At 71.6% G+C, this 18683-nt stretch carries 13 protein-coding genes; 5 read left to right on the top strand and 8 right to left on the bottom strand.

The window, feature by feature from the left end:
- The first annotated feature begins 51 nt into the window (after window positions 1–51).
- Together GA0115233_RS00575 and GA0115233_RS00580 are read left to right on the top strand one after the other, a co-directional pair.
- Window positions 52–2433 carry a Tex family protein gene (locus GA0115233_RS00575; RefSeq protein WP_093718002.1) on the top strand — a complete coding sequence of 794 codons (2382 nt, stop codon included), beginning with the start codon at window positions 52–54 and terminating at the stop codon, window positions 2431–2433.
- A 129-nt stretch (window positions 2434–2562) separates the two neighbouring features.
- Entirely contained in the window at window positions 2563–3762 is a 1200-nt protein-coding gene (locus GA0115233_RS00580) for a serine hydrolase domain-containing protein (RefSeq protein WP_093718003.1), read from the top strand.
- Here the strand turns inward: GA0115233_RS00580 and GA0115233_RS00585 are convergent.
- Together GA0115233_RS00585 and GA0115233_RS00590 are read right to left on the bottom strand one after the other, a co-directional pair.
- Complete coding sequence (locus GA0115233_RS00585) at window positions 3759–5396, bottom strand: ABC-F family ATP-binding cassette domain-containing protein (RefSeq protein ID WP_093718004.1); 1638 nt, start codon at window positions 5394–5396, stop codon at window positions 3759–3761. The two genes, GA0115233_RS00580 and GA0115233_RS00585, sit on opposite strands and share 4 nt — an antisense overlap.
- A gap of 40 nt (window positions 5397–5436) precedes the next feature.
- Entirely contained in the window at window positions 5437–6459 is a 1023-nt protein-coding gene (locus GA0115233_RS00590) for an oxidoreductase (protein ID WP_093718005.1), read from the bottom strand.
- 66 nt (window positions 6460–6525) lie between these two features.
- Between GA0115233_RS00590 and GA0115233_RS00595 the strand changes: the two genes are divergently transcribed.
- Window positions 6526–7467, top strand: coding sequence for an FAD-dependent oxidoreductase (locus GA0115233_RS00595; protein ID WP_093718006.1), 942 nt, complete (start codon window positions 6526–6528; stop codon window positions 7465–7467).
- Between the two features lie 3 nt (window positions 7468–7470).
- Here GA0115233_RS00595 and GA0115233_RS00600 read toward each other — a convergent pair whose 3' ends face one another.
- From GA0115233_RS00600 to GA0115233_RS00610, 3 genes are all read right to left on the bottom strand, one after another.
- The gene (locus GA0115233_RS00600; RefSeq protein WP_255310011.1) at window positions 7471–9126 is read right to left on the bottom strand and encodes a BCCT family transporter; all 1656 of its coding nucleotides are present in this window, start codon (window positions 9124–9126) and stop codon (window positions 7471–7473) included.
- 134 nt (window positions 9127–9260) lie between these two features.
- Window positions 9261–10508 (bottom strand): M14 family metallopeptidase, encoded by a 1248-nt coding sequence (locus GA0115233_RS00605; RefSeq protein WP_093718007.1) that lies wholly within the window; start codon window positions 10506–10508, stop codon window positions 9261–9263.
- Window positions 10505–12445 carry a Xaa-Pro dipeptidyl-peptidase gene (locus GA0115233_RS00610; RefSeq protein ID WP_093718008.1) on the bottom strand — a complete coding sequence of 647 codons (1941 nt, stop codon included), beginning with the start codon at window positions 12443–12445 and terminating at the stop codon, window positions 10505–10507. Before GA0115233_RS00610 ends, GA0115233_RS00605 begins: the two co-directional genes overlap by 4 nt.
- A 190-nt stretch (window positions 12446–12635) precedes the next feature.
- On the opposite strand from GA0115233_RS00610, the gene GA0115233_RS00615 reads away from it, so the two are divergent.
- Entirely contained in the window at window positions 12636–14129 is a 1494-nt protein-coding gene (locus tag GA0115233_RS00615; protein WP_176711586.1) for a M1 family metallopeptidase, read from the top strand.
- 51 nt (window positions 14130–14180) lie between these two features.
- Here the strand turns inward: GA0115233_RS00615 and GA0115233_RS00620 are convergent, their stop codons facing one another.
- Together GA0115233_RS00620 and GA0115233_RS00625 are read right to left on the bottom strand one after the other, a co-directional pair.
- Window positions 14181–15089 carry an adenosine kinase gene (locus GA0115233_RS00620; RefSeq protein ID WP_093718009.1) on the bottom strand — a complete coding sequence of 303 codons (909 nt, stop codon included), beginning with the start codon at window positions 15087–15089 and terminating at the stop codon, window positions 14181–14183.
- Window positions 15086–15574 (bottom strand): macro domain-containing protein, encoded by a 489-nt coding sequence (locus tag GA0115233_RS00625; RefSeq protein WP_093718010.1) that lies wholly within the window; start codon window positions 15572–15574, stop codon window positions 15086–15088. Before GA0115233_RS00625 ends, GA0115233_RS00620 begins: the two co-directional genes overlap by 4 nt.
- Before the next feature lie 145 nt (window positions 15575–15719).
- On the opposite strand from GA0115233_RS00625, the gene GA0115233_RS00630 reads away from it, so the two are divergent.
- Window positions 15720–16433 carry a MerR family transcriptional regulator gene (locus tag GA0115233_RS00630; protein WP_093718113.1) on the top strand — a complete coding sequence of 238 codons (714 nt, stop codon included), beginning with the start codon at window positions 15720–15722 and terminating at the stop codon, window positions 16431–16433.
- Window positions 16434–16485: 52 nt separating this feature from the next.
- Here GA0115233_RS00630 and GA0115233_RS00635 read toward each other — a convergent pair whose 3' ends face one another.
- Window positions 16486–18654 (bottom strand): 3-hydroxyacyl-CoA dehydrogenase NAD-binding domain-containing protein, encoded by a 2169-nt coding sequence (locus GA0115233_RS00635; protein ID WP_093718011.1) that lies wholly within the window; start codon window positions 18652–18654, stop codon window positions 16486–16488.
- Window positions 18655–18683: the final 29 nt, after the last annotated feature.

Below are 18683 nucleotides of genomic sequence, written 5' to 3' on the forward strand. Positions count from 1 at the left end.
GTCACCTGCCACAATTGCCGCGCAACCTCAGTGAGAAGGCGGTACGGGATCGTGACGACACCCGGGTCCAGCGGGTCCAAGGCAGCAGGGTCCATCGAAGGCAGGATCGCCGAGGAGCTCGGCGTACGGGAGCGGCAGGTGAAGGCTGCCGTGGAACTGCTCGACGGCGGTTCGACGGTGCCCTTCATCGCCCGCTACCGCAAGGAAGCGACCGAGATGCTCGACGACGCGCAGCTGCGCACGATCGAGGAGCGGCTGCGCTACCTGCGGGAGCTGGAGGAGCGCCGGACGGCGATCCTGGAGTCCGTGCGCGAGCAGGGCAAGCTCACCGACGAGCTGGAGGCCCGGATCCGGGGCGCCGAGACCAAGGCGCGCCTGGAGGACATCTACCTGCCGTTCAAGCCCAAGCGGCGCACCAAGGCGCAGATCGCCCGCGAGGCCGGTCTGGAGCCGCTCGCCGAGGGCCTGCTCACGGACCCGACGGTCGACCCGCTCGCCGCGGCGGCGGCCTTCGTGGACGCCGACAAGGGCGTGGCCGATCCACAGGCCGCCCTCGACGGCGCCCGCGCGATCCTCACCGAGCGGTTCTCCGAGGACGCCGACCTGATCGGTGAGCTGCGCGAGCGGATGTGGGTGCGCGGGCGGCTGGCCGCCAAGGTGCGCGAGGGCAAGGAGGAGGCGGGCGCCAAGTTCGCCGACTACTTCGACTTCTCCGAGCCCTTCACCGAGCTGCCCTCGCACCGGATCCTGGCGATGCTGCGCGGCGAGAAGGAGGAGGTCCTCGACCTCGTCCTGGAGCCGGAGGAGCCGACCGACGGGCCGTCGTCGTACGAGGGCATCGTGTCCGCGCGGTTCGGTATCGCCGACCGGGGCCGCCCCGCCGACAAGTGGCTGAAGGACACCGTCCGGTGGGCCTGGCGCACCCGCATCCTGGTGCACCTCGGCATCGATCTGCGGCTGCGGCTGCGGACCGCCGCCGAGGACGAGGCCGTGAACGTCTTCGCGGCGAACCTGCGGGACCTGCTGCTCGCCGCCCCGGCCGGCACGCGCGCGACCCTCGGCCTGGACCCCGGCTTCCGTACGGGCGTGAAGGTGGCCGTGGTCGACGCGACCGGCAAGGTCGTCGCCACCGACGTCATCCACCCGCACGTCCCGGCCAACCGGTGGGACGAGGCCATCGCCAAGTTGGCGCGGCTCGCCAAGGAGCACGCGGTCGAGCTGATCGCGATCGGCAACGGCACGGCCTCCCGGGAGACCGACAAGCTCGCCGGTGAACTGATCGCCAAGCACCCGGAGCTGAAGCTCACCAAGGTGATGGTGTCCGAGGCCGGCGCCTCGGTGTACTCGGCCTCCGCGTTCGCCTCGCAGGAGCTGCCCGACATGGACGTGTCGCTGCGCGGTGCCGTCTCCATCGCGCGGCGGCTGCAGGACCCGCTGGCCGAGCTGGTGAAGATCGACCCGAAGTCGATCGGGGTCGGCCAGTACCAGCACGACCTGTCCGAGGTGAAGCTGTCGCGCTCGCTGGACGCGGTGGTGGAGGACTGTGTGAACGGCGTCGGCGTGGACGTGAACACCGCGTCCGCCCCGCTGCTCGCCCGGGTCTCCGGCATCACCTCCGGGCTCGCCGAGAACATCGTGGCGCACCGCGACGCCAACGGCCCGTTCCGCTCCCGTGCCGAGCTGAAGAAGGTGCCGCGGCTGGGCCCCAAGGCGTACGAGCAGTGCGCGGGCTTCCTGCGGATCCGGGGCGGCACCGACCCGCTGGACGCCTCCAGCGTGCACCCCGAGGCGTACCCGGTGGTGCGGCGGATGGTGAAGACCTCCGGTCAGGAGGTGGCGGGCCTCATCGGCAACACGAGCGTGCTGCGGTCGCTGAAGCCGCAGGAGTTCGTGGACGAGACGTTCGGTCTGCCGACCGTGACGGACATCCTCAAGGAGCTGGAGAAGCCCGGCCGCGACCCGCGCCCCGCCTTCAAGACGGCGACCTTCAAGGAGGGTGTGGAGAAGCTCTCCGACCTGTCCTCGGGGATGGTCCTGGAGGGCGTAGTGACGAACGTGGCCGCGTTCGGCGCCTTCGTCGACGTCGGTGTCCACCAGGACGGTCTGGTGCATGTCTCCGCGATGTCGAAGACCTTCGTCAAGGACCCGCGGGACGTCGTCAAACCGGGCGACATCGTCAAGGTGAAGGTCCTCGACGTGGACATCCCGCGCAAGCGCATCTCGCTGACGCTGCGCCTGGACGACGAGGCGGCCCCGCAGGGCCAGGGAGGCGGCGGACAGCGCCGTGAGCGCGGCGGCCGTCCGCCCCAGCAGCGCCAGGGCCGTCCCTCCAGCGGCGGTGGCTCCCGCCAGGCCCCGCCCCCGGCCAACAGCGCCATGGCCGACGCCCTGCGCCGCGCGGGCCTCGTGGACCCGAAGAAGGGCAAGCGCTGATCCACGGCCCGGTGCGGGGGCAGGCGCGAACGCCCCCGCGTTGGGCCGTGTGCAGCAACACGAGCGGCCCGGCGGGACGGGGGACCGCAGGCTGGTGCGCGACCGGTTCTGTGTCCCACGGGAGTGCCCATGTCGAAGCGTCGTCGTGTTGTCCGCCGTGCCCGGTGGGGGGCGGTTCCGCTGGCCGCGGTCTGTCTGGCCGGGCTGTCCCCCGCCGCCGCGAGTGCCGCCGGGCATCCACGGCCGGAGGGTGACCCCGCCCTCCAGCGGCAGTTGGAGGAGCTGACCCGCAGACCCGGCGGACCGCCCGGGATCATCGCCGTGCTCAAGGACGGGCACCAGGTGCGGGTGGTCAAGGCCGGGGTGGCCGAGCTGGGCACCGACCGCAGGCCCCGGCCGCACGACCACATGCGGATCGCCAGCACCGCCAAGGCGTTCAGCGGGGCGGTCGCGCTCTCGCTCGTCCAGCTCGGGGACCTGAGCCTCGACGACACCATCGGCAAGCGGCTGCCCGGACTGCCGAAGGCGTGGCGGGCCGTGACCCTGCGGCAGTTGCTGAACCACACCAGCGGGCTGCCCGACTACTCCGAGTCCGCCGGGTTCCTGGAGACGCTGCTCGCCGACCCCCGGCACCACTTCGACTCGCGCAAGCTGCTCGACTACGTCGCCGACCGGCCGCTCAACTTCCGGCCGGGCAGCCGGTACCAGTACTCCAACTCCGACAACATCGCCGTCGCGCTGATGGCCGAGGCCGTCACCGGTGAGCGGTACGAACGGCTGCTGCGCGAGCTGGTGTACCGGCCGCTCGGGCTGCGGAACACCAGCCTGCCGCAGGGGTACCGGATGCCGACGCCGTTCCTGCACGGCTACGACGTGACCCCGGGCGAGCCGACCGAGGACGTCAGCGAGCTGATCGGCATGTCCGGGGTGTGGGCCTCGGGCGGCATCGTCTCCACGCCCGCCGACATGACCCGCTTCGTCCGCGGCTACGCCGGGGGCAAGCTCTACGGCCGCCCCGTCGTCAAGCAGCAGCGGGCCTGGATCGAGGGTGCCTCCGAGCCCGCGGGGCCGGGGAAGAACATGGCGGGGCTCGCGCTGTTCCGGTACCAGACCCGCTGCGGTGTCGTCCTCGGCCACACCGGCAACACCCCCGGGTACACCCAGCTGATCGCGGCGACCCCGGACGGGCGCAAGTCGCTGACCTTCTCCACCACGACCCAGATCAACCAGAGGCTCAAGCCCGAGCTGCTGCGCAAGCTGCGCGCGGTCCAGGAGAATTTCGTCTGCGCCCTGCTCAAGGGCAACGGCAAGGGCAAGGACAAGAGCTAGCGCTCGGTCACCTTGCCGTCCGCCACCTCCAGGCGCCGGGTCACCCGCACCGCGTCCAGCATCCGTCGGTCGTGGGTGACCAGCAGGAGCGTGCCCTCGTAGGAGTCGAGGGCGGACTCCAGTTGCTCGATGGCGGGCAGGTCGAGGTGGTTCGTCGGCTCGTCGAGGACGAGGAGGTTGACGCCCCGGCCCTGGAGCAGGGCCAGGGCGGCCCTCGTGCGCTCACCCGGTGAGAGGGTGGCCGCCGGGCGCAGCACATGGTCCGCCTTCAGGCCGAACTTGGCCAGGAGGGTCCGCACCTCGACCGGCTCGGTGTCCGGGACGGCCGCGCAGAAGGCGTCCAGCAGCGCCTCCTGACCGAGGAACAGCTCGCGGGCCTGGTCGACCTCGCCGATCAGCACCCCGGAGCCGAGGGCGGCCTGTCCCGCGGTCAGGGGGACACGGCCGAGGAGGGCGCCGAGGAGTGTGGACTTGCCCGCGCCGTTGGCGCCGGTGACCGCGACCCGGTCCGCCCAGTCGATCTGGAGGGTGACCGGGCCCAGGGTGAAGCCGTCCCGGCGCACCTCGGCCTCGCGCAGGGTGGCCACCACCGCTCCGGAGCGGGGCGCGGAGGCGATCTCCATGCGCAGTTCCCACTCCTTGCGCGGCTCCTCGACGGTCTCCAGGCGCTCGATCATGCGCTGGGTCTGGCGGGCCTTCGCGGCCTGCTTCTCGCTGGCCTCGCTGCGGAACTTGCGGCCGATCTTGTCGTTGTCGCCGGCCTTGCGGCGCGCGTTCTTCACGCCCTTGTCCATCCAGGAGCGCTGGGTCTGCGCCCGCTCCTGGAGGGCGGCCTTCTTGTCGGCGTACTCCTCGTAGTCCTCGCGCGCGTGGCGGCGGGCGACCTCGCGCTCCTCCAGGTAGGCCGCGTAGCCGCCGCCGTAGAGGTTGATCTGCTGCTGGGCGAGGTCGAGTTCGAGGACCTTGGTGACGGTGCGGGTGAGGAACTCGCGGTCGTGGCTGACGACGACGGTGCCGGCGCGCAGGCCGGTGACGAAGCGCTCCAGGCGTTCCAGGCCGTCGAGGTCGAGGTCGTTGGTGGGCTCGTCGAGCAGGAAGACGTCGTAGCGGGAGAGCAGCAGGGAGGCGAGTCCGGCGCGGGCGGCCTGGCCGCCGGACAGGGATGTCATCGGCTGGTCGAGGTCCACGGCCAGGCCCAGGGCGTCGGCGGTCTCCTCCGCGCGCTCGTCGAGGTCGGCGCCGCCCAGGTCCAGCCAGCGCTCCAGACCGGTCGCGTAGGCGTCGTCCGCGCCGGGCGCGCCGTCGACGAGGGCCTGGGTGGCCTCGTCCATGGCGCGCTGGGCCTCGGCCACTCCGGTGCGCCGGGCCAGGAACTCGCGGACGGTCTCCCCGGGGCGCCGCTCCGGCTCCTGCGGGAGGTGGCCGACGGTCGCGGTCGGCGGGGAGAGCCGCAACTCGCCCTCCTCGGGCGCCGCGAGGCCCGCGAGCATCCGGAGGAGGGTGGACTTCCCGGCGCCGTTGGCACCGACCAGCCCGATCACGTCCCCGGGCGCGACCACGAGGTCGAGCCCGCTGAACAGGGCACGGTCGCCGTGTCCGGCGGCGAGGTTCTTCACGACGAGGGTGGCAGTCATCAGGCCCCCGATCCTAGAGCCTGTCGTCCGTTCCCCCGGATTACCGGGCCATGGCCTCCACCAGCACGCTTCCGGAGGTCCGGGCCACCACGAAGGACTCGCCCTTCACGGCTCTGGCGTCCAGGGCGATGCGGTGGCGGCCGGCTTCCAGGACGCCGTCGAAGACCTCGTGGGTGTGGGTGCGGTAGAGGCGGTCCAGGCGGTACGCGGTGAGGCGGACCCGGCACGGGGAGGTGACCTCCACCCCGGCCTCGCCGTCGGCCGCGACCAGCCGGGTCAGCCGGCGCTGCTGGAGCGGGCTGCGGTCCAGGGCGTGTTCTATCTGGGCGACCAGCAGCGGGACGATCGGGGCGAGGCCGTCGACGTAGGCCACCTCGACCCCGGCGCGTTCGAAGGCGGCGCGTACGGCGGCGCGTTCCTCGGCGCTGATCGCGCGGCCGAAGGCGACGGCGCCGTAGGAGCGCAGTTCGTCGGCGGGGACGCCCTCGGCGTCGCGGGTGATGTCGGCGCCGATGCCGATGGTGCGCAGGGCGGCGGCGAGTTTGGCGAGCAGGGCGACCCGGGCGCCGATGAGCAGGACCCGGCGGCGGCCTCCGGCGGGGGCCCGGTCGAGGAGGGAGGCCAGCGCGGCGCGGTACTCGGTGCCGTGGAACCGGAAGGGCCCTATGCCGTGGTAGCCGTTGAGTTCGAGGTCGGCGTGTTCGTCGGTCTGCCAGGCGAAGTCCCGCCAGACGAAGTCGGTGCCGTCCGCCTCGATGGCGGCGGTGACCGCGCCGCAGGCGAGGTTCTCGCACTCGGGGCAGCCGTAGATGACGTAACGGCCGCCGGGAAGCGGGGCGTCCGCCTCCAGCAGGAGGCTGCGGACGTGGGCGGTGAAGATCGCGGGTGGTACGTCGGAGGCGAGCGGGGAGACGGCGTCGAGGTCGGAGAGCTGGAACAGCAGCGGGCGGCCGTCGACGATGAAGTCGACGAAGTCCCGGTGCACTTGGTAGTCACCGTTGGCGAGGACGCCACCGGCACGCATCGCCGGTGCCAGGCCGAAGGTCGCGTACTCGGCAGACATGTTGTGAGTATCCCCAGCGCGGGGGTGATGTGAGCACGGCATGGCACATTCCGCTACGGTCCACGCGTGGAGACCGGGCGGAACGGCGAAGTCATCGTGGTCGGCGGCGGGGTCGTCGGACTGACCACGGCCCTGGTGCTGGCCGAGCGCGGGCACCGGGTGCGGGTGTGGACGCGGGACCCCGTCGAGCGGACCACCTCGGCCGTCGCGGGCGCGCTGTGGTGGCCGTACAGGATCGAACCGCTCGCTCTGGCCCGCGCCTGGGCGCTGGCCTCGCTCGATGTGTACACGGAGCTGGCGGCCGACCCGGACGCGACCGGCGTACGCATGGTCGAGGGGGTACTGGGCGAGGGTGAGCTGGACGCCTGGGCCGCCGGGCGGCTGTCGGGCGTACGGGCGGTGACGGAGGCCGAGGGCGGTGTGGCGGGGCTGTGGGCCCGGCTGCCGCTCATCGACATGTCGACTCATCTGCCGTGGCTGCGGGAGCGGTTGCTCGCTGTGGGCGGGACGATCGAGACGCGGACGGTGTCCTCGTTCACCGAGGCCGAGGCGCCGGTCGTGGTCAACTGCACCGGTCTCGGCGCCCGCGAGCTGGTGCCGGACCCTTCGGTGCGGCCGGTGCGGGGGCAGTTGGTGGTGGTGGAGAACCCCGGTATCGACACCTGGCTGACCTCCAGCGACGAGAACGGGGAGATGGCGTACTTCTTCCCGCAGCCGGGGCGGCTGCTGCTGGGCGGGACGGCGGAGGACGACGCCTGGTCGCTGGAGCCGGACCCGAAGACGGCCGAGGCGATCGTGCGGCGCTGCGCCGCGCTGCGGCCGGAGATCGCCGGGGCGCGGGTGCTGGCGCACCGGGTGGGGCTGCGGCCGGTGCGGGACGCGGTCCGGCTGGAGCGCGAACCCCTGCCGGACGGGCGGGTGCTGGTGCACAACTACGGGCATGGCGGCGCCGGTGTGACGGTGGCCTGGGGCTGTGCGCGGGAGGCCGCCGCCCTCGCCTCCCGCTGACGCTCAGGCGTGCTCGTGGCCCAGCGGGTCGCCCTCCGTCCCGGTGCCGCGCCCCGGGCCGACCTGGATCTCGAAGTCGCCGTCGTACTCGCGGTGCCCGGTGATCACGGCGAGCTCCACGGCCTCGTCACCCATCTCGCCGCGCACGATGACCGGGTCGTGCCGCAGGTCGCGCATGAGGGCGACGCACATGCCGATCATGACGAGGACGAACGGCGCGGCGGCGAGGATCGTCAGGTTCTGCAGACCGGTGAGCGCGTCGCCCTGGCCGCTGCCGACGAGCAGCATGATGGCGGCGACGGCACCGGTCACCACACCCCAGAACACCACGACGAGCCGCCCGGGTTCGAGGGCGCCCTTCTGGGAGAGCGTGCCCATCACGATGGACGCGGCGTCGGCGCCCGACACGAAGAAGATGCCGACCAGGATCATCACCAGCACGCTCATGACGGTGGCGATGGGGAACTCCTGGAGCAGGCCGAAGAGCTGGCCCTCGGGGGTGTCCTCGCCGCCGAGCGCGCCGCCCTCCCTGAGCTTCATCGCCGAGCCGCCGAAGATCGCGAACCAGATCAGGCTGACGGTGCTGGGCACCAGGATGACCCCGCCGACGAACTGCCGGATGGTGCGCCCGCGGCTGATCCGGGCGATGAACATACCGACGAACGGCGTCCAGGAGATCCACCAGGCCCAGTAGAAGACGGTCCAGCTGCCGAGCCAGTCCGCGACACCCTCGCCGCCGCTGGCCTCGGTGCGGCCGGCCAACTGGGGCAGATCGCCGAGGTAGGCGAAGATCGAGGTGGGCAGCAGGTCGAGCACGATGATCGTGGGGCCCGCGATGAACACGAACACGGCGAGGATCAGGGCGAGCACCATGTTGGTGTTGGACAGCCACTGGATGCCCCGCTCGATCCCGGACACCGCGGAGGCGACGAACGCCAGGGTCAGTACGGCGATGATGGCGACGAGCAGCCCCTCGCTGACGTCGTCCATCCAGTCCAGTTCCTGGAAGCCGGAGCCGATCTGGAGCGCGCCGAGGCCCAGGGAGGCCGCGGAGCCGAACACGGTGGCGATGATCGCGAGGATGTCGATGATCCGGCCGCCGGTGCTGCCCGCGTTCTTCTCGCCGATGAGCGGGGTGAAGACGGCGCTGATGGTCTGGCGGCGGCGCCTGCGGAAGGTGCTGTAGGCGATGGCGAGGCCGACCACCGCGTAGATCGCCCAGGGGTGCAGGGTCCAGTGGAAGAGGGTGGTCGCCATCGCCGTCTCCATGCGTTCGCCGGAGTCGGCGGGGTCGGTGCCCGGGGGCGGGACCAGGTAGTGGGTGAGCGGCTCGCTCACGCCGTAGAACATCAGGCCGATGCCCATGCCCGCGCTGAACATCATCGCGACCCAGGACACCGTGCGGAACTCGGGTTGCTCACCCTCGGCGCCGAGCGTGATACGGCCGTAGCGGCTGATCGCGAGCCAGAGGGCGAAGACGACGAAGCAGGAGGCGGCGAGCATGAAGGCCCAGCCGCCGTTGTGGATCAGGCCGTTGAGCGCCTTGCTGGAGACGGACTCCAGCGAGTCGGTGGCCACCGCGCCCCAGATGACGAAGGCCACGGTGATGACGGCGGTGACCCCGAACACCACCCGGTCCGTCGGCTGGTGGCTGGGAATGTCCGTGGGGCCTTCCCAGCCACCCCGCTTCTTCAGGTCTTCCGTCACCTGCGGCACCTTCCCGTGGAGGCCGTGGATATTTCCGTTTTAGTAGCCTCTAGGACGTACCACAAGTGCCGTCGTTCTCCTCCGTTTCAGCAGTCGGTGTCGGGCTGGGCGGCGGTGAGGTGGTAGGGGGCCCGCTCGTCGAGGAGCAGCGGGACGAGGGCGCGCAGGGGCTGGCGGAGCGGGACGTAGGTGCCGTGTGTCCGTACGCCGTGCAGGGCGAGTTCGTCCTTGATCTCGGTGTACTGCTCCCCCGTCAGCCGGTAGCCGCAGGGTGGGTCGGACAGTGTCTCGGCGGGTTCCGGCGGGTCGTTGTCGGCGCCGCCGAGATAGACCGGTCCGGTGTCGTGCAGGCCGGTGCGGCGGGCGTCGGCGGTGGCCGCGTCGACCGTCCGGCCCCGCTCCCCCGCGAAGGTGAACAGGCCGTCGAGGGCGGAGAGTTGGGAGTCGACCCGGCGCCGGTTGTTGACCGGTGCGGGCACGCCGGTCAGGTTGTCCACGCGGCTCTCGATGAGCAGGCCGACGGTGTGCTTGATTCCGGACATGTTCCGCAGGATGCGTTCCTGCCCGTCGCCGGCGACCTGCCGGGTCGGCTCACCGGTGACGGGGTCGGTCCAGATCCCGTAGGTCCCGGTGGTGTGGCCGGCGGCCTCGGCGGCGGGGCGGACGTACTGCTGCGACAGGGTCCGGGCCTCGGTGTGCAGGGCGGGGGCGGTGTTGGGGTTGCGGGGCCACAGGTCGAACAGGTCCTTGTCGTAGTACGGGGGTGTGGCGCCGTATTCGTGCAGGTCGTAGACGACGTCCGGGACACGGTCGCGGATCACGGCGGCGAGCGCGCGGCCCTCGGCGGTGCGCAGGGCGAGGTGGTCGCGGTTGATGTCGACACCGTCGCTGTTGCCCCGGGTGTTCGCGGCCCGGCCGTCGGGGTTGGCGGTGGGCACGACCAGCACCGTGGTGGACCTCAGCAGCCGTCGGGTCCGGGCGTCGTCGTCGAGGGCCAGGTCGCGGACGGTGGTCAGACAGGCCTCGCGGCCCGCGGGTTCGTCGCCGTGCTGGCTGCACACCAGCAGGACGGTACGGGTGGTGGGGCGGGTGCCGATGCGGACGAGTTGGAGCGGGCGGTTCTGTTTCGTGGTGCCGATCCGGGCGACCGACATGCGGTCGCTCGCCCGGTCGACGGCGGCGAGGAACGCCTGCTCCTCCGGCTGGCTGGTCCAGCGGGCGCCGCCCGACTCCTCGAAGCCGGTGCGGGGCGGGGTGTCGGCCGCCTGCGCGGGGAGCGACAGCAGGGGTGCGGTGAGGGCGGCCGCGATCAGCGCGGCAACACGGGACTTCACGATGCCTCCGGGACACGCGGGGCGGTACGCGGATCGCGTACGCCGTCGAGGACGGCCTCGCCCGGGGCGGTCGCCGCTCCCGAGGTGGCCGCGCGGAAGGCGTGGGCGCCGCCGACCAGCGGCAGCCTGGCCGAGGTGCGGGAGAGGTCGAGCGTCAGGGTGGGCCGGGTGGACGGGGGGTCGATGAGGTCCTTGTCGGTGCCCGCGACGATCAGGGCGAGCCGGTGTCCGGCCGGGACGACGTGGTCGGTGGCCGCGAGGTCCAGGGTGACGGTGTGCGGCTTGCCCGGTGTGAGGGGTGCTCCGCCGTAGGAGGCGAGGTCGGCCCAGCCTCGGCTGACGACCGTGAAGTCGACGTCGGCGGTCTTCGCCTCGGTCTCCCGGAAGCAGGCGCTGTCACCTGCCGTACTGGCGCCCCAGCAGGTGCGTTCGGTGAGGGTGGTGATGCCCTCGCCCGCGCTCGCGTAGTCGCGAATCGTGTCGGGGCCGAGGTCCACGAGGACGGCCGAGAGGTGGGCGGAGGAGGTGCTCGGGGTGGCGGTGACGGTGACCTTCGAGGAGCCGGACAGACGCAGGTCGCGGGTGAGTGGCGCGGTGGCGAAGCCCGCCTTGTCGGGGGTGGGCCGGTCGATGTGGGCGGCCCAGTCGGTCTCGTCGCGCGCCGGGTCGTCGGTGAAGGTCTCGGTGCCGCGGTCCCGCTTCGGACCGAGGGTGCCGACGCCGTCCTGGGGTCCTTCGGCGGGGCGCAGGGTGGTCCTCTCGGTGCCGCGCGGCGGCCAGACCTGGGAGGTGACCCACTGGTCGGGGCCGCGCTCGATGTCGGCCATCGGCTCGTCGTCGATGCCGTTGTCGTAGCCGAGGAGTTCGTGGTCGAACCAGCGGTGCAGGGTCCGGACCCAGTCGGCGCGGCGGAAGTCGAAGGGGTCGACGTGACCGGCCTGGCTGAGCCAGATCTTGCGCTCCACGCCGTTCTCGGCGAGGGCGTCCCACCACTGGCCGAAGTGCTTGGTGCGAACGTTGAGGTCCTGCATGCCGTGCACGACGAAGACGCTGGCCTCGACGCGGTCGGCGTCCGGCACGTAGTCGCGCTCGCTCCACAGCGGTGTCCAGGCCCCGGTGCGCGGGGCGCCGTCGACGAGCCCTTGCTGGACGGCGGCGCAGCGGGAGCGGGCGTCGGGGCTCTCGACGTAGTCCGACAGCCACTCGGGGCCGGAGTCGTAGAGCGGGGCGCCCTGGGCGAAGTAGTAGTCGTACCAGGAGGAGATGGCGCCGATCGGGACGATGGTCTCCAGGCCCTCGACGCCCGTGGCGGCGACACCGTTGGCGATGGTGCCGTCGTAGCTCTTGCCGATCATCCCGGTGCGGCCGTTCGTCCAGCCGGTGGCCCTGGCGCGGGTGCTGCCGGTGCGGGTGGTGTAGGCCCGGCCGCGGCCGTTGAGCCAGTCGACGACGGCCTTGGCGGACTGGATGTCGGAGCGGCCGCCGACGTCCACGCAGCCGTCGGAGCGGTTGGTGCCGGCGAGGTCGACGCCGACGAAGGCGTAACCGCGGGGCACGAAGTAGTTGTCGTAGTACAGCGGCATCCGGACGACGTTGCCGTCGGCGTCGTACGTCTTGCGCTGGCTCTCGTTGCCCCGTCCGCAGCAGGAGTAGTAGGGGCTGGCGTCCATGATGACGGGCACCTTGCGGCCCCGCTGTGCGGGTTCGCGGGGGCGGACGATGTCGACGGCGACGCGGTCGGTGCGGCCGTCTCCGTCGCCGTCGATACGGGTGTCCACCCATACGGCCTCGCGGATGGCGGCCTCGTAGGAGTGGACGGGTTCACTCGTGCGCGGGCCCGCTTGGGCCGTGGCCGGGGTGAGAAGGGTTGCCATCAGGGCGGCCGTGGCCGCCGTCGCGAGCGGTCTCCAGATCGTGAAGCGCGTGCGTATCGGCATGCGCCGGACGGTACAGCGGTCAACTCCCGTGCAGAAGAGGGCAATCGGGCAGGGTGCGGGGCGGGTGTGTACTGCACACGCGTGTCGGCCGAATGGCGATCGTGTGACAGCGGGGCCTGTGGACACCTGCGGGGCACAGGGAGTCAATAGGGTTCGAACAGCCTTCGGTCCCCGACGACTTGGAGCTTTCGTGCACCGCAGATATCTCGCGCCCGGCGCGCTCGCGGCGGCCACCGTACTGCTGGCGATCCCGGCATCGGCCGCGAGTTCCACGACCGGCGCCCCGGGCATCGGCGATCCGTACTACCCGGCCTACGGCAACGGCGGATACGACGTCGGCCACTACGACCTGCGGCTGAAGTACCAGCCCAAGACCGATCTGCTGGAGGGGACGGCGACCCTGCTGGCCCGCACCACGCAGGATCTTTCGCGGTTCAATCTGGACTTCCTGCTCGACGTCTCGGAGGTGCGGGTCAACGGCGCCAAGGCGTCGTTCGCCACCTCCGGCGAGCACGAACTGGAGATCACCCCGAAACACCCGCTCGCCAAGGGCTCGGACATCACCGTCGTGGTCCGCTACAGCGGCGTGCCGTCGAGCAAGAGCGCGTACGGCTTCACCGGCTGGCACCGCACCCAGGACGGCGGGGTCGCGGCCAACGAACCCGAGGCGGCCTGGTGGTGGTTCCCGAGCAACGACCACCCGCTGGACAAGGCCACCTACGACGTCTCCGTCCAGGTGCCCACCGGCACCCAGGCTATCTCCAACGGCACCCTCCAGTCGACGAGTTCACGGCTCGGCTGGACCCGCTACAACTGGCGCTCCAACAAGCCGCAGGCGACGTACCTGGCCACGCTGGCGGTCGGCAGGTTCGACATCACGACGTCGACGACGGAGAGCGGCATCCCCGTCATCAACGCCTACAGCAAGGAGCTGGGCGACAACTACAACGCCGCGCGCGCCAGCATCGAGCGGTCCGGTGAGATCACCGACTGGCTGAGCGAGTACTTCGGGCCCTACCCGTTCAACTCGGTCGGCGGCTATGTGCCCAACACCAGCACCCGGTACGCGCTGGAGACGCAGACCCGGCCGTTCTACAGCCCCGCCCGGTTCTCCAGCGGCACCAACACCTCGGTGGTCGTGCACGAGCTGGCCCACCAGTGGTACGGCGACCTGGTGTCGGTGGCCGGGTGGAAGGACATCTGGATCAACGAGGGCTTCGCCCGCTACTCCGAGTGGCTGTGGTCCGAGCACGAGGGCGAGGGCACGACCCAGGAGATCGCCGACTACGTGTACGCCTCCCACCCGGCGGACGATCCCTTCTGGACCGTGCGGCCCGGTGACCCGGGTCCGGACAACCAGTTCCACCTCGCCGTCTACGACCGGGGCGCGCTGGCCCTGCAGGCGCTGCGCAACGAGATCGGCGACGAGGACTTCTTCGCGATTCTGAAGGGCTGGACGGCCAAGTACGCCCACGGCAACGCGACCGTGGCCGACTTCCGCAAGTACGCGGAGCGGGTGTCCGCGCGGTCGCTGGGCCAGTTCTTCGACACCTGGCTGTACGAGCCGTCGAAGCCGGCCGCTCCGGAGGCGCGTGCGGCGTCCATCGCGCGGAAGGCGTCGGCGCCGGTGCCGCCGAAGTCGTGGAAGAAGCTGGTCGCGACGGCTGACGTGCACCAGCACTGAGCCCCCTTGTACCGGCCGTGGCCTCCGGCGGGGCCACGGCCGGTGCTTGTTTCAGCGGGCGTTTCGGCGCGCCTCGGCGAGCAGGCCGTCGCGGGAGATCGCGTCCGCGCGAGTCGCCGGGACCGTGCAGGCGTGGGCGCCCGCGATCGCGCCGTACTCGGCACAGCGGGCGAGGGGTTCGCCGCTCAGGTGGCCGTAGAGGAACGCGGCGGCGAAGGCGTCTCCGGCACCGTTGGAGTCGACGACCGGGGCCGGGGGTGTGACCGTGGGGACGTGGGTCAGCTCGTCGTCGGCCAGCAGGTACGCGCCCTCGGCGCCCGCGGTGGCGACGACGGCCCGGGCACGGCCCTCGCGGGCGATGCGGCGCATGACCTTCTCCCGGTCCGCCAGGGCCGTCGTGGAGAGGAAGACGAGGTCGGCGGCGAGGGCGAAGGGCTCGTGGTAGGGGTTCTCGCCGTCCCAGTTGTGCAGGTCGGTGGAGATCGTGACGCCGGACTCGCGGAGCAGGGGAAGGGTGTCCGCGCAGGGGTGGGTGATGGACACGTGCGCGTGTCGGCAGGCCGCGGCGAGGGCGCGGACGGTGTCCTCCGGGAACCGGTCCTCGGGGGCCGACCTGCTGATGTCGTACAGGGAGAGGCGGCGGCCGTCGGGGCCGACGAGGTTCACGGCGCGCTTGGTGCCGAGCGGTTGGGGTACGGCGGTCAGGCCGATGCCGCGCTCCTCGTGCAGGGCGCGCACCAGGTCGCCCTCGGGGTCGTCACCGAGCAGGTCGAGGTGGTGGACGCGCAGGCCGAGCGCGGTCAGACCGAGCGCGACGAAGTCCCCGGTCTGTCCGGCGCGGGTGTGCACCCCGGACTCGATCATGTAGCTGTCGGCGTACGGCAGCGGCAGCTCGGGCACCTGGACGATGGTGTCGACACCCGCCCCGCCCAGCACGAGTACGTCGGTGTTCCGGCTCAACTTCCGCCCTCTCCATGGTCGTAGATGGTGACGGGGATGCCCCGGCGCACCAGCCGGTCGGTGATGAGCGGCTCAACACGGGACCACTTGCCCCCGGCCAGGCCGCACCCTATCCGGGGCATGTGCACGGAGGCGCCCAGTTCGGCCGCGTGGTCCGCCAGCCGTTCCAGGGCCCGGTCGATCGCCTCGTAGCGGACGGGCACGCCCTTGCTGCCGGTGCGTATCCCTCGCTGGCCGATCATGTTGGCCACCCACACATACGGTTCGACCTGGACCACCTGCACCGCGCCCAGGCCGAAGTCGTTGGCCGCGCGGTCGCGGTGCCAGGCGCGGTAGGCCCGCTCCGGCTCGGGCCAGCGGCGCGACAGGGCCACCACGAAGCCCTTCCCCCACCCCCCGATGTCGTTGCAGACATGAGCGATCACCTTGACGCCCTTGACCGACGGCACGGTGGCGTCACCCCGGACGTACTCGATCTCCGACATGACGCCACCGTAGGCGCTGCCACTGACAGTGGCCGCCGGCACGTCTCACGCGGTGGCACCCATCACAGAGCGTCACGTCTCATACGGTGATCCAACCCGGTCCGAATGGTGTCACAGCATTGGTGAGACAGCGATACTGATGAACATGACGACCGGCACCGAGGAACCCACCCTCACGATCGACGAGCTGGCCGCGCGGGCGGGGATGACGGTCCGCACGGTGCGGTTCTACGGCACCAAGGGGCTGCTCCCGCCTCCGGTGCTCGGCCCGCGCCGGGTGGGGCACTACGGCAGGGAGCACCTGGCCCGGCTGGAGCTCATCGAGGAGCTGCAGCGGCAGGGGCTGACGCTGGCTGCCGTCGAGCGGTATCTGCACCGGCTGCCGCCCGGCGTGGACGCCCAGGATCTCGCCGTCCACCGGGCCGTGGTGGCGTCCTGGGCGCCGGAGGCCGTGGAGACGGTGACCCGCGCCGAGCTGGAGCAGCGGGCGGGGCGGGGGCTGTCCGACGAGGACGTGGAGCGGCTGGCCCGGATGGGGTTCGTCGAGTACGTCGGCCCGGACGTGCGGATCGACTCCGGGCTGCTGCGGCTGGGGGTGCGGCTGCTGGAGATGCCGCTGTCGCAGGAGGCGATCCTCGCCGCCCGCGAGGTGCTGATCGCGCACTCCCGGGCCGCCGCCCACGAGCTGGCGCAGCTGTTCCGCGGCGAGGTCGCCGAACGCGCCGCGAGCGATGTGAAGTCGCTGTCCGCGGAGATGCAACCGCTTGTCGTGCAGGCCCTGTTGACCACGTTCCAGCGCTCGATGCAGCAGGAGCTGCGGGCCTGGGTCAAGGCGGCGGAGGGCGAGGAGCCGGAATGACACGGCGCCGGACGGGCCGCGAAGGCCCGTCCGGCGCCCGGTCGTCGAGGGCTTACGCGTCCGTGAACCGCTCGCCCTTCTCCGCCTTCTCCACCAGCAGCGCGGGCGGCGTGAAGCGGTCGCCGTACTTCTCCGCCAGCTCCCGCGCGCGGGCCGCGAAGCCGGGCAGGCCGCCCTCGTAGCCGTTGATGTACTGGAGCACGCCCCCGGTCCAGCCGGGGAAGCCGATGCCGAGGATGGAACCGATGTTGGCGTCGGCGACCGAGGTCAGCACGCCCTCCTCCAGCAGCCGGACGGTGTCCAGCGCCTCGGAGAACAGCATGCGTTCCTGCATGTCGCGCAACGGGATCTCGGCGTCCTCGCGTGTGAAGTGCTCGCGCAGGCCCGGCCACAGGCCGACGCGCTTGCCGCTGTCGTCGTAGTCGTAGAAGCCCGCTCCCCCGCTGCGGCCCGGCCGCGCGAACTCGTCGACCATGCGGTCGATGACGGACTCGGCGGGGTGCGCCGTCCAGGTGCCGCCCGCCTCCTCCACGGCCCGCTTGGACTCGTTGCGGATCTTGCGCGGGAGGGTGAGGGTCAGCTCGTCCATCAGGGACAGCACCTTGGCGGGGTAGCCCGCCTGCGCCGCCGCCTGCTCGATCGACGCGGGCTCGATGCCCTCGCCGACCATGGCCACGCCCTCGTTGATGAAGTGGCCGATGACACGGGAGGTGAAGAAGCCGCGGGAGTCGTTGACGACGATCGGGGTCTTCTTGATCTGCCGGACCAGGTCGAAGGCGCGGGCCAGGGCCTCGTCGCCGGTGCCCTCACCCTTGATGATCTCGACCAGCGGCATCTTGTCGACCGGCGAGAAGAAATGCAGACCGATGAAGTCGGCCTGGCGCTCCACTCCTTCGGCGAGGACGGTGATGGGGAGCGTGGAGGTGTTGGAGCACAGCAGGGCGTCCGGCTCGACGATGTGCTGGATCTCCTGGAAGACCTTGTGCTTCAGCTCCGGGTTCTCGAACACGGCCTCGATCACCGCGTCGCAGCCCGCCACGTCCTGCGGGTCGGCGGTCGGAGTGATGCGGGCCAGCAGGGCGTCCGCCTTCTCCTGGGTCGTACGGCCGCGGGAGACGGCCTTCGCGCAGAGCTTCTCGGAGTAGCCCTTGCCCTTGGCGGCCGCCTCCAGGGAGACGTCCTTCAGGACGACCTCGATGCCGGCGCGGGCGCAGGAGTAGGCGATGCCCGCGCCCATCATCCCGGCGCCGAGGACGGCGACCTTGCGGACCTGGCGGGGCTCGATGCCCTTGGGCCGGTTGGCGCCGGAGTTGACGGCCTGGAGATCGAAGAAGAACGCCTGGATCATGTTCTTCGAGATCTGCCCGGCGGCCAGTTCCACGAAGTAACGGGCCTCGATGACCTGCGCGGTCTCGAAGTCGACCTGGGCGCCCTCGACGGCGGCGGCGAGGATGTTGCGCGGGGCCGGGTAGGGGGCGCCGTTGGTCTGCTTGCGCAGGGTGGCCGGGAAGGCGGGCAGGTTGGCGGCGAACTTCGGGTTCGCCGGGGTGCCGCCGGGGATGCGGTAGCCGGGCTTGTCCCAGGGCTGCTGCGACTCGGGGTTGGCCTCGATGAAGGCGCGGGCCTTGGCCAGCATCTCCTCCTGGGTGGCGGCCACGTCGTCGACGAGACCGTTCTCCAGAGCGCGCTTCGGGTCGTACTGGGTGCCCTGGAGGAGGACCTTCAGCAGGGCGTCGGCGATGCCGAGCATACGGACGGTGCGGACGACTCCGCCGCCGCCCGGGAGCAGGCCGAGGGTGACCTCGGGGCAGCCGATCTTGGAGCCGGGGGCGTCCAGGGCGATGCGGTGGTGGCAGGCCAGCGCGATCTCGTAACCGCCGCCGAGGGCGGCGCCGTTGAGGGCGGCGACGACCGGCTTGCCGAGGGTCTCGATGCGGCGCAGGTCGCGCTTGATGGAGAGGCCCCCGTCGAACAGCTCCTGCGCCGTCTCCGGGGTGACCCGGATGAGGTCGCGCAGGTCGCCGCCGGCGAAGAAGGTCTTCTTGGCGGAGGTGATGATGACACCGCGGATGGTGTCCTTCTCCGCCTCCAGGCGGTCGGTGACCTGGGTGAGGGAGGCGCGGAACGCCTGGTTCATGGTGTTGGCGGACTGGTCGGGGTCGTCGATGACGAGGGTGACGACGCCGGTGCGGTCCTGTTCCCAGCGGATGGTGGTGGTCATGAGGGGGTCTCCGTTGAAGTCTCGTGTGG

The sequence above is a fragment of the Streptomyces sp. DI166 genome, assembly GCF_900091315.1.
Classification (GTDB): Bacteria; Actinomycetota; Actinomycetes; order Streptomycetales; family Streptomycetaceae; genus Streptomyces; species Streptomyces fuscus.

What these genes read in the sequence shown, in the direction of transcription:
- GA0115233_RS00630 (WP_093718113.1), top strand. Translation starts at nt 15,720, where the DNA reads ATGACGACCGGCACCGAGGAACCCACCCTCACGATCGACGAGCTGGCC.
- GA0115233_RS00585 (WP_093718004.1), bottom strand. Translation starts at nt 5,396, where the DNA reads ATGACTGCCACCCTCGTCGTGAAGAACCTCGCCGCCGGACACGGCGAC.
- GA0115233_RS00590 (WP_093718005.1), bottom strand. Translation starts at nt 6,459, where the DNA reads ATGTCTGCCGAGTACGCGACCTTCGGCCTGGCACCGGCGATGCGTGCC.
- GA0115233_RS00625 (WP_093718010.1), bottom strand. Translation starts at nt 15,574, where the DNA reads ATGTCGGAGATCGAGTACGTCCGGGGTGACGCCACCGTGCCGTCGGTC.
- GA0115233_RS00580 (WP_093718003.1), top strand. Translation starts at nt 2,563, where the DNA reads ATGTCGAAGCGTCGTCGTGTTGTCCGCCGTGCCCGGTGGGGGGCGGTT.
- GA0115233_RS00635 (WP_093718011.1), bottom strand. Translation starts at nt 18,654, where the DNA reads ATGACCACCACCATCCGCTGGGAACAGGACCGCACCGGCGTCGTCACC.
- GA0115233_RS00610 (WP_093718008.1), bottom strand. Translation starts at nt 12,445, where the DNA reads ATGCCGATACGCACGCGCTTCACGATCTGGAGACCGCTCGCGACGGCG.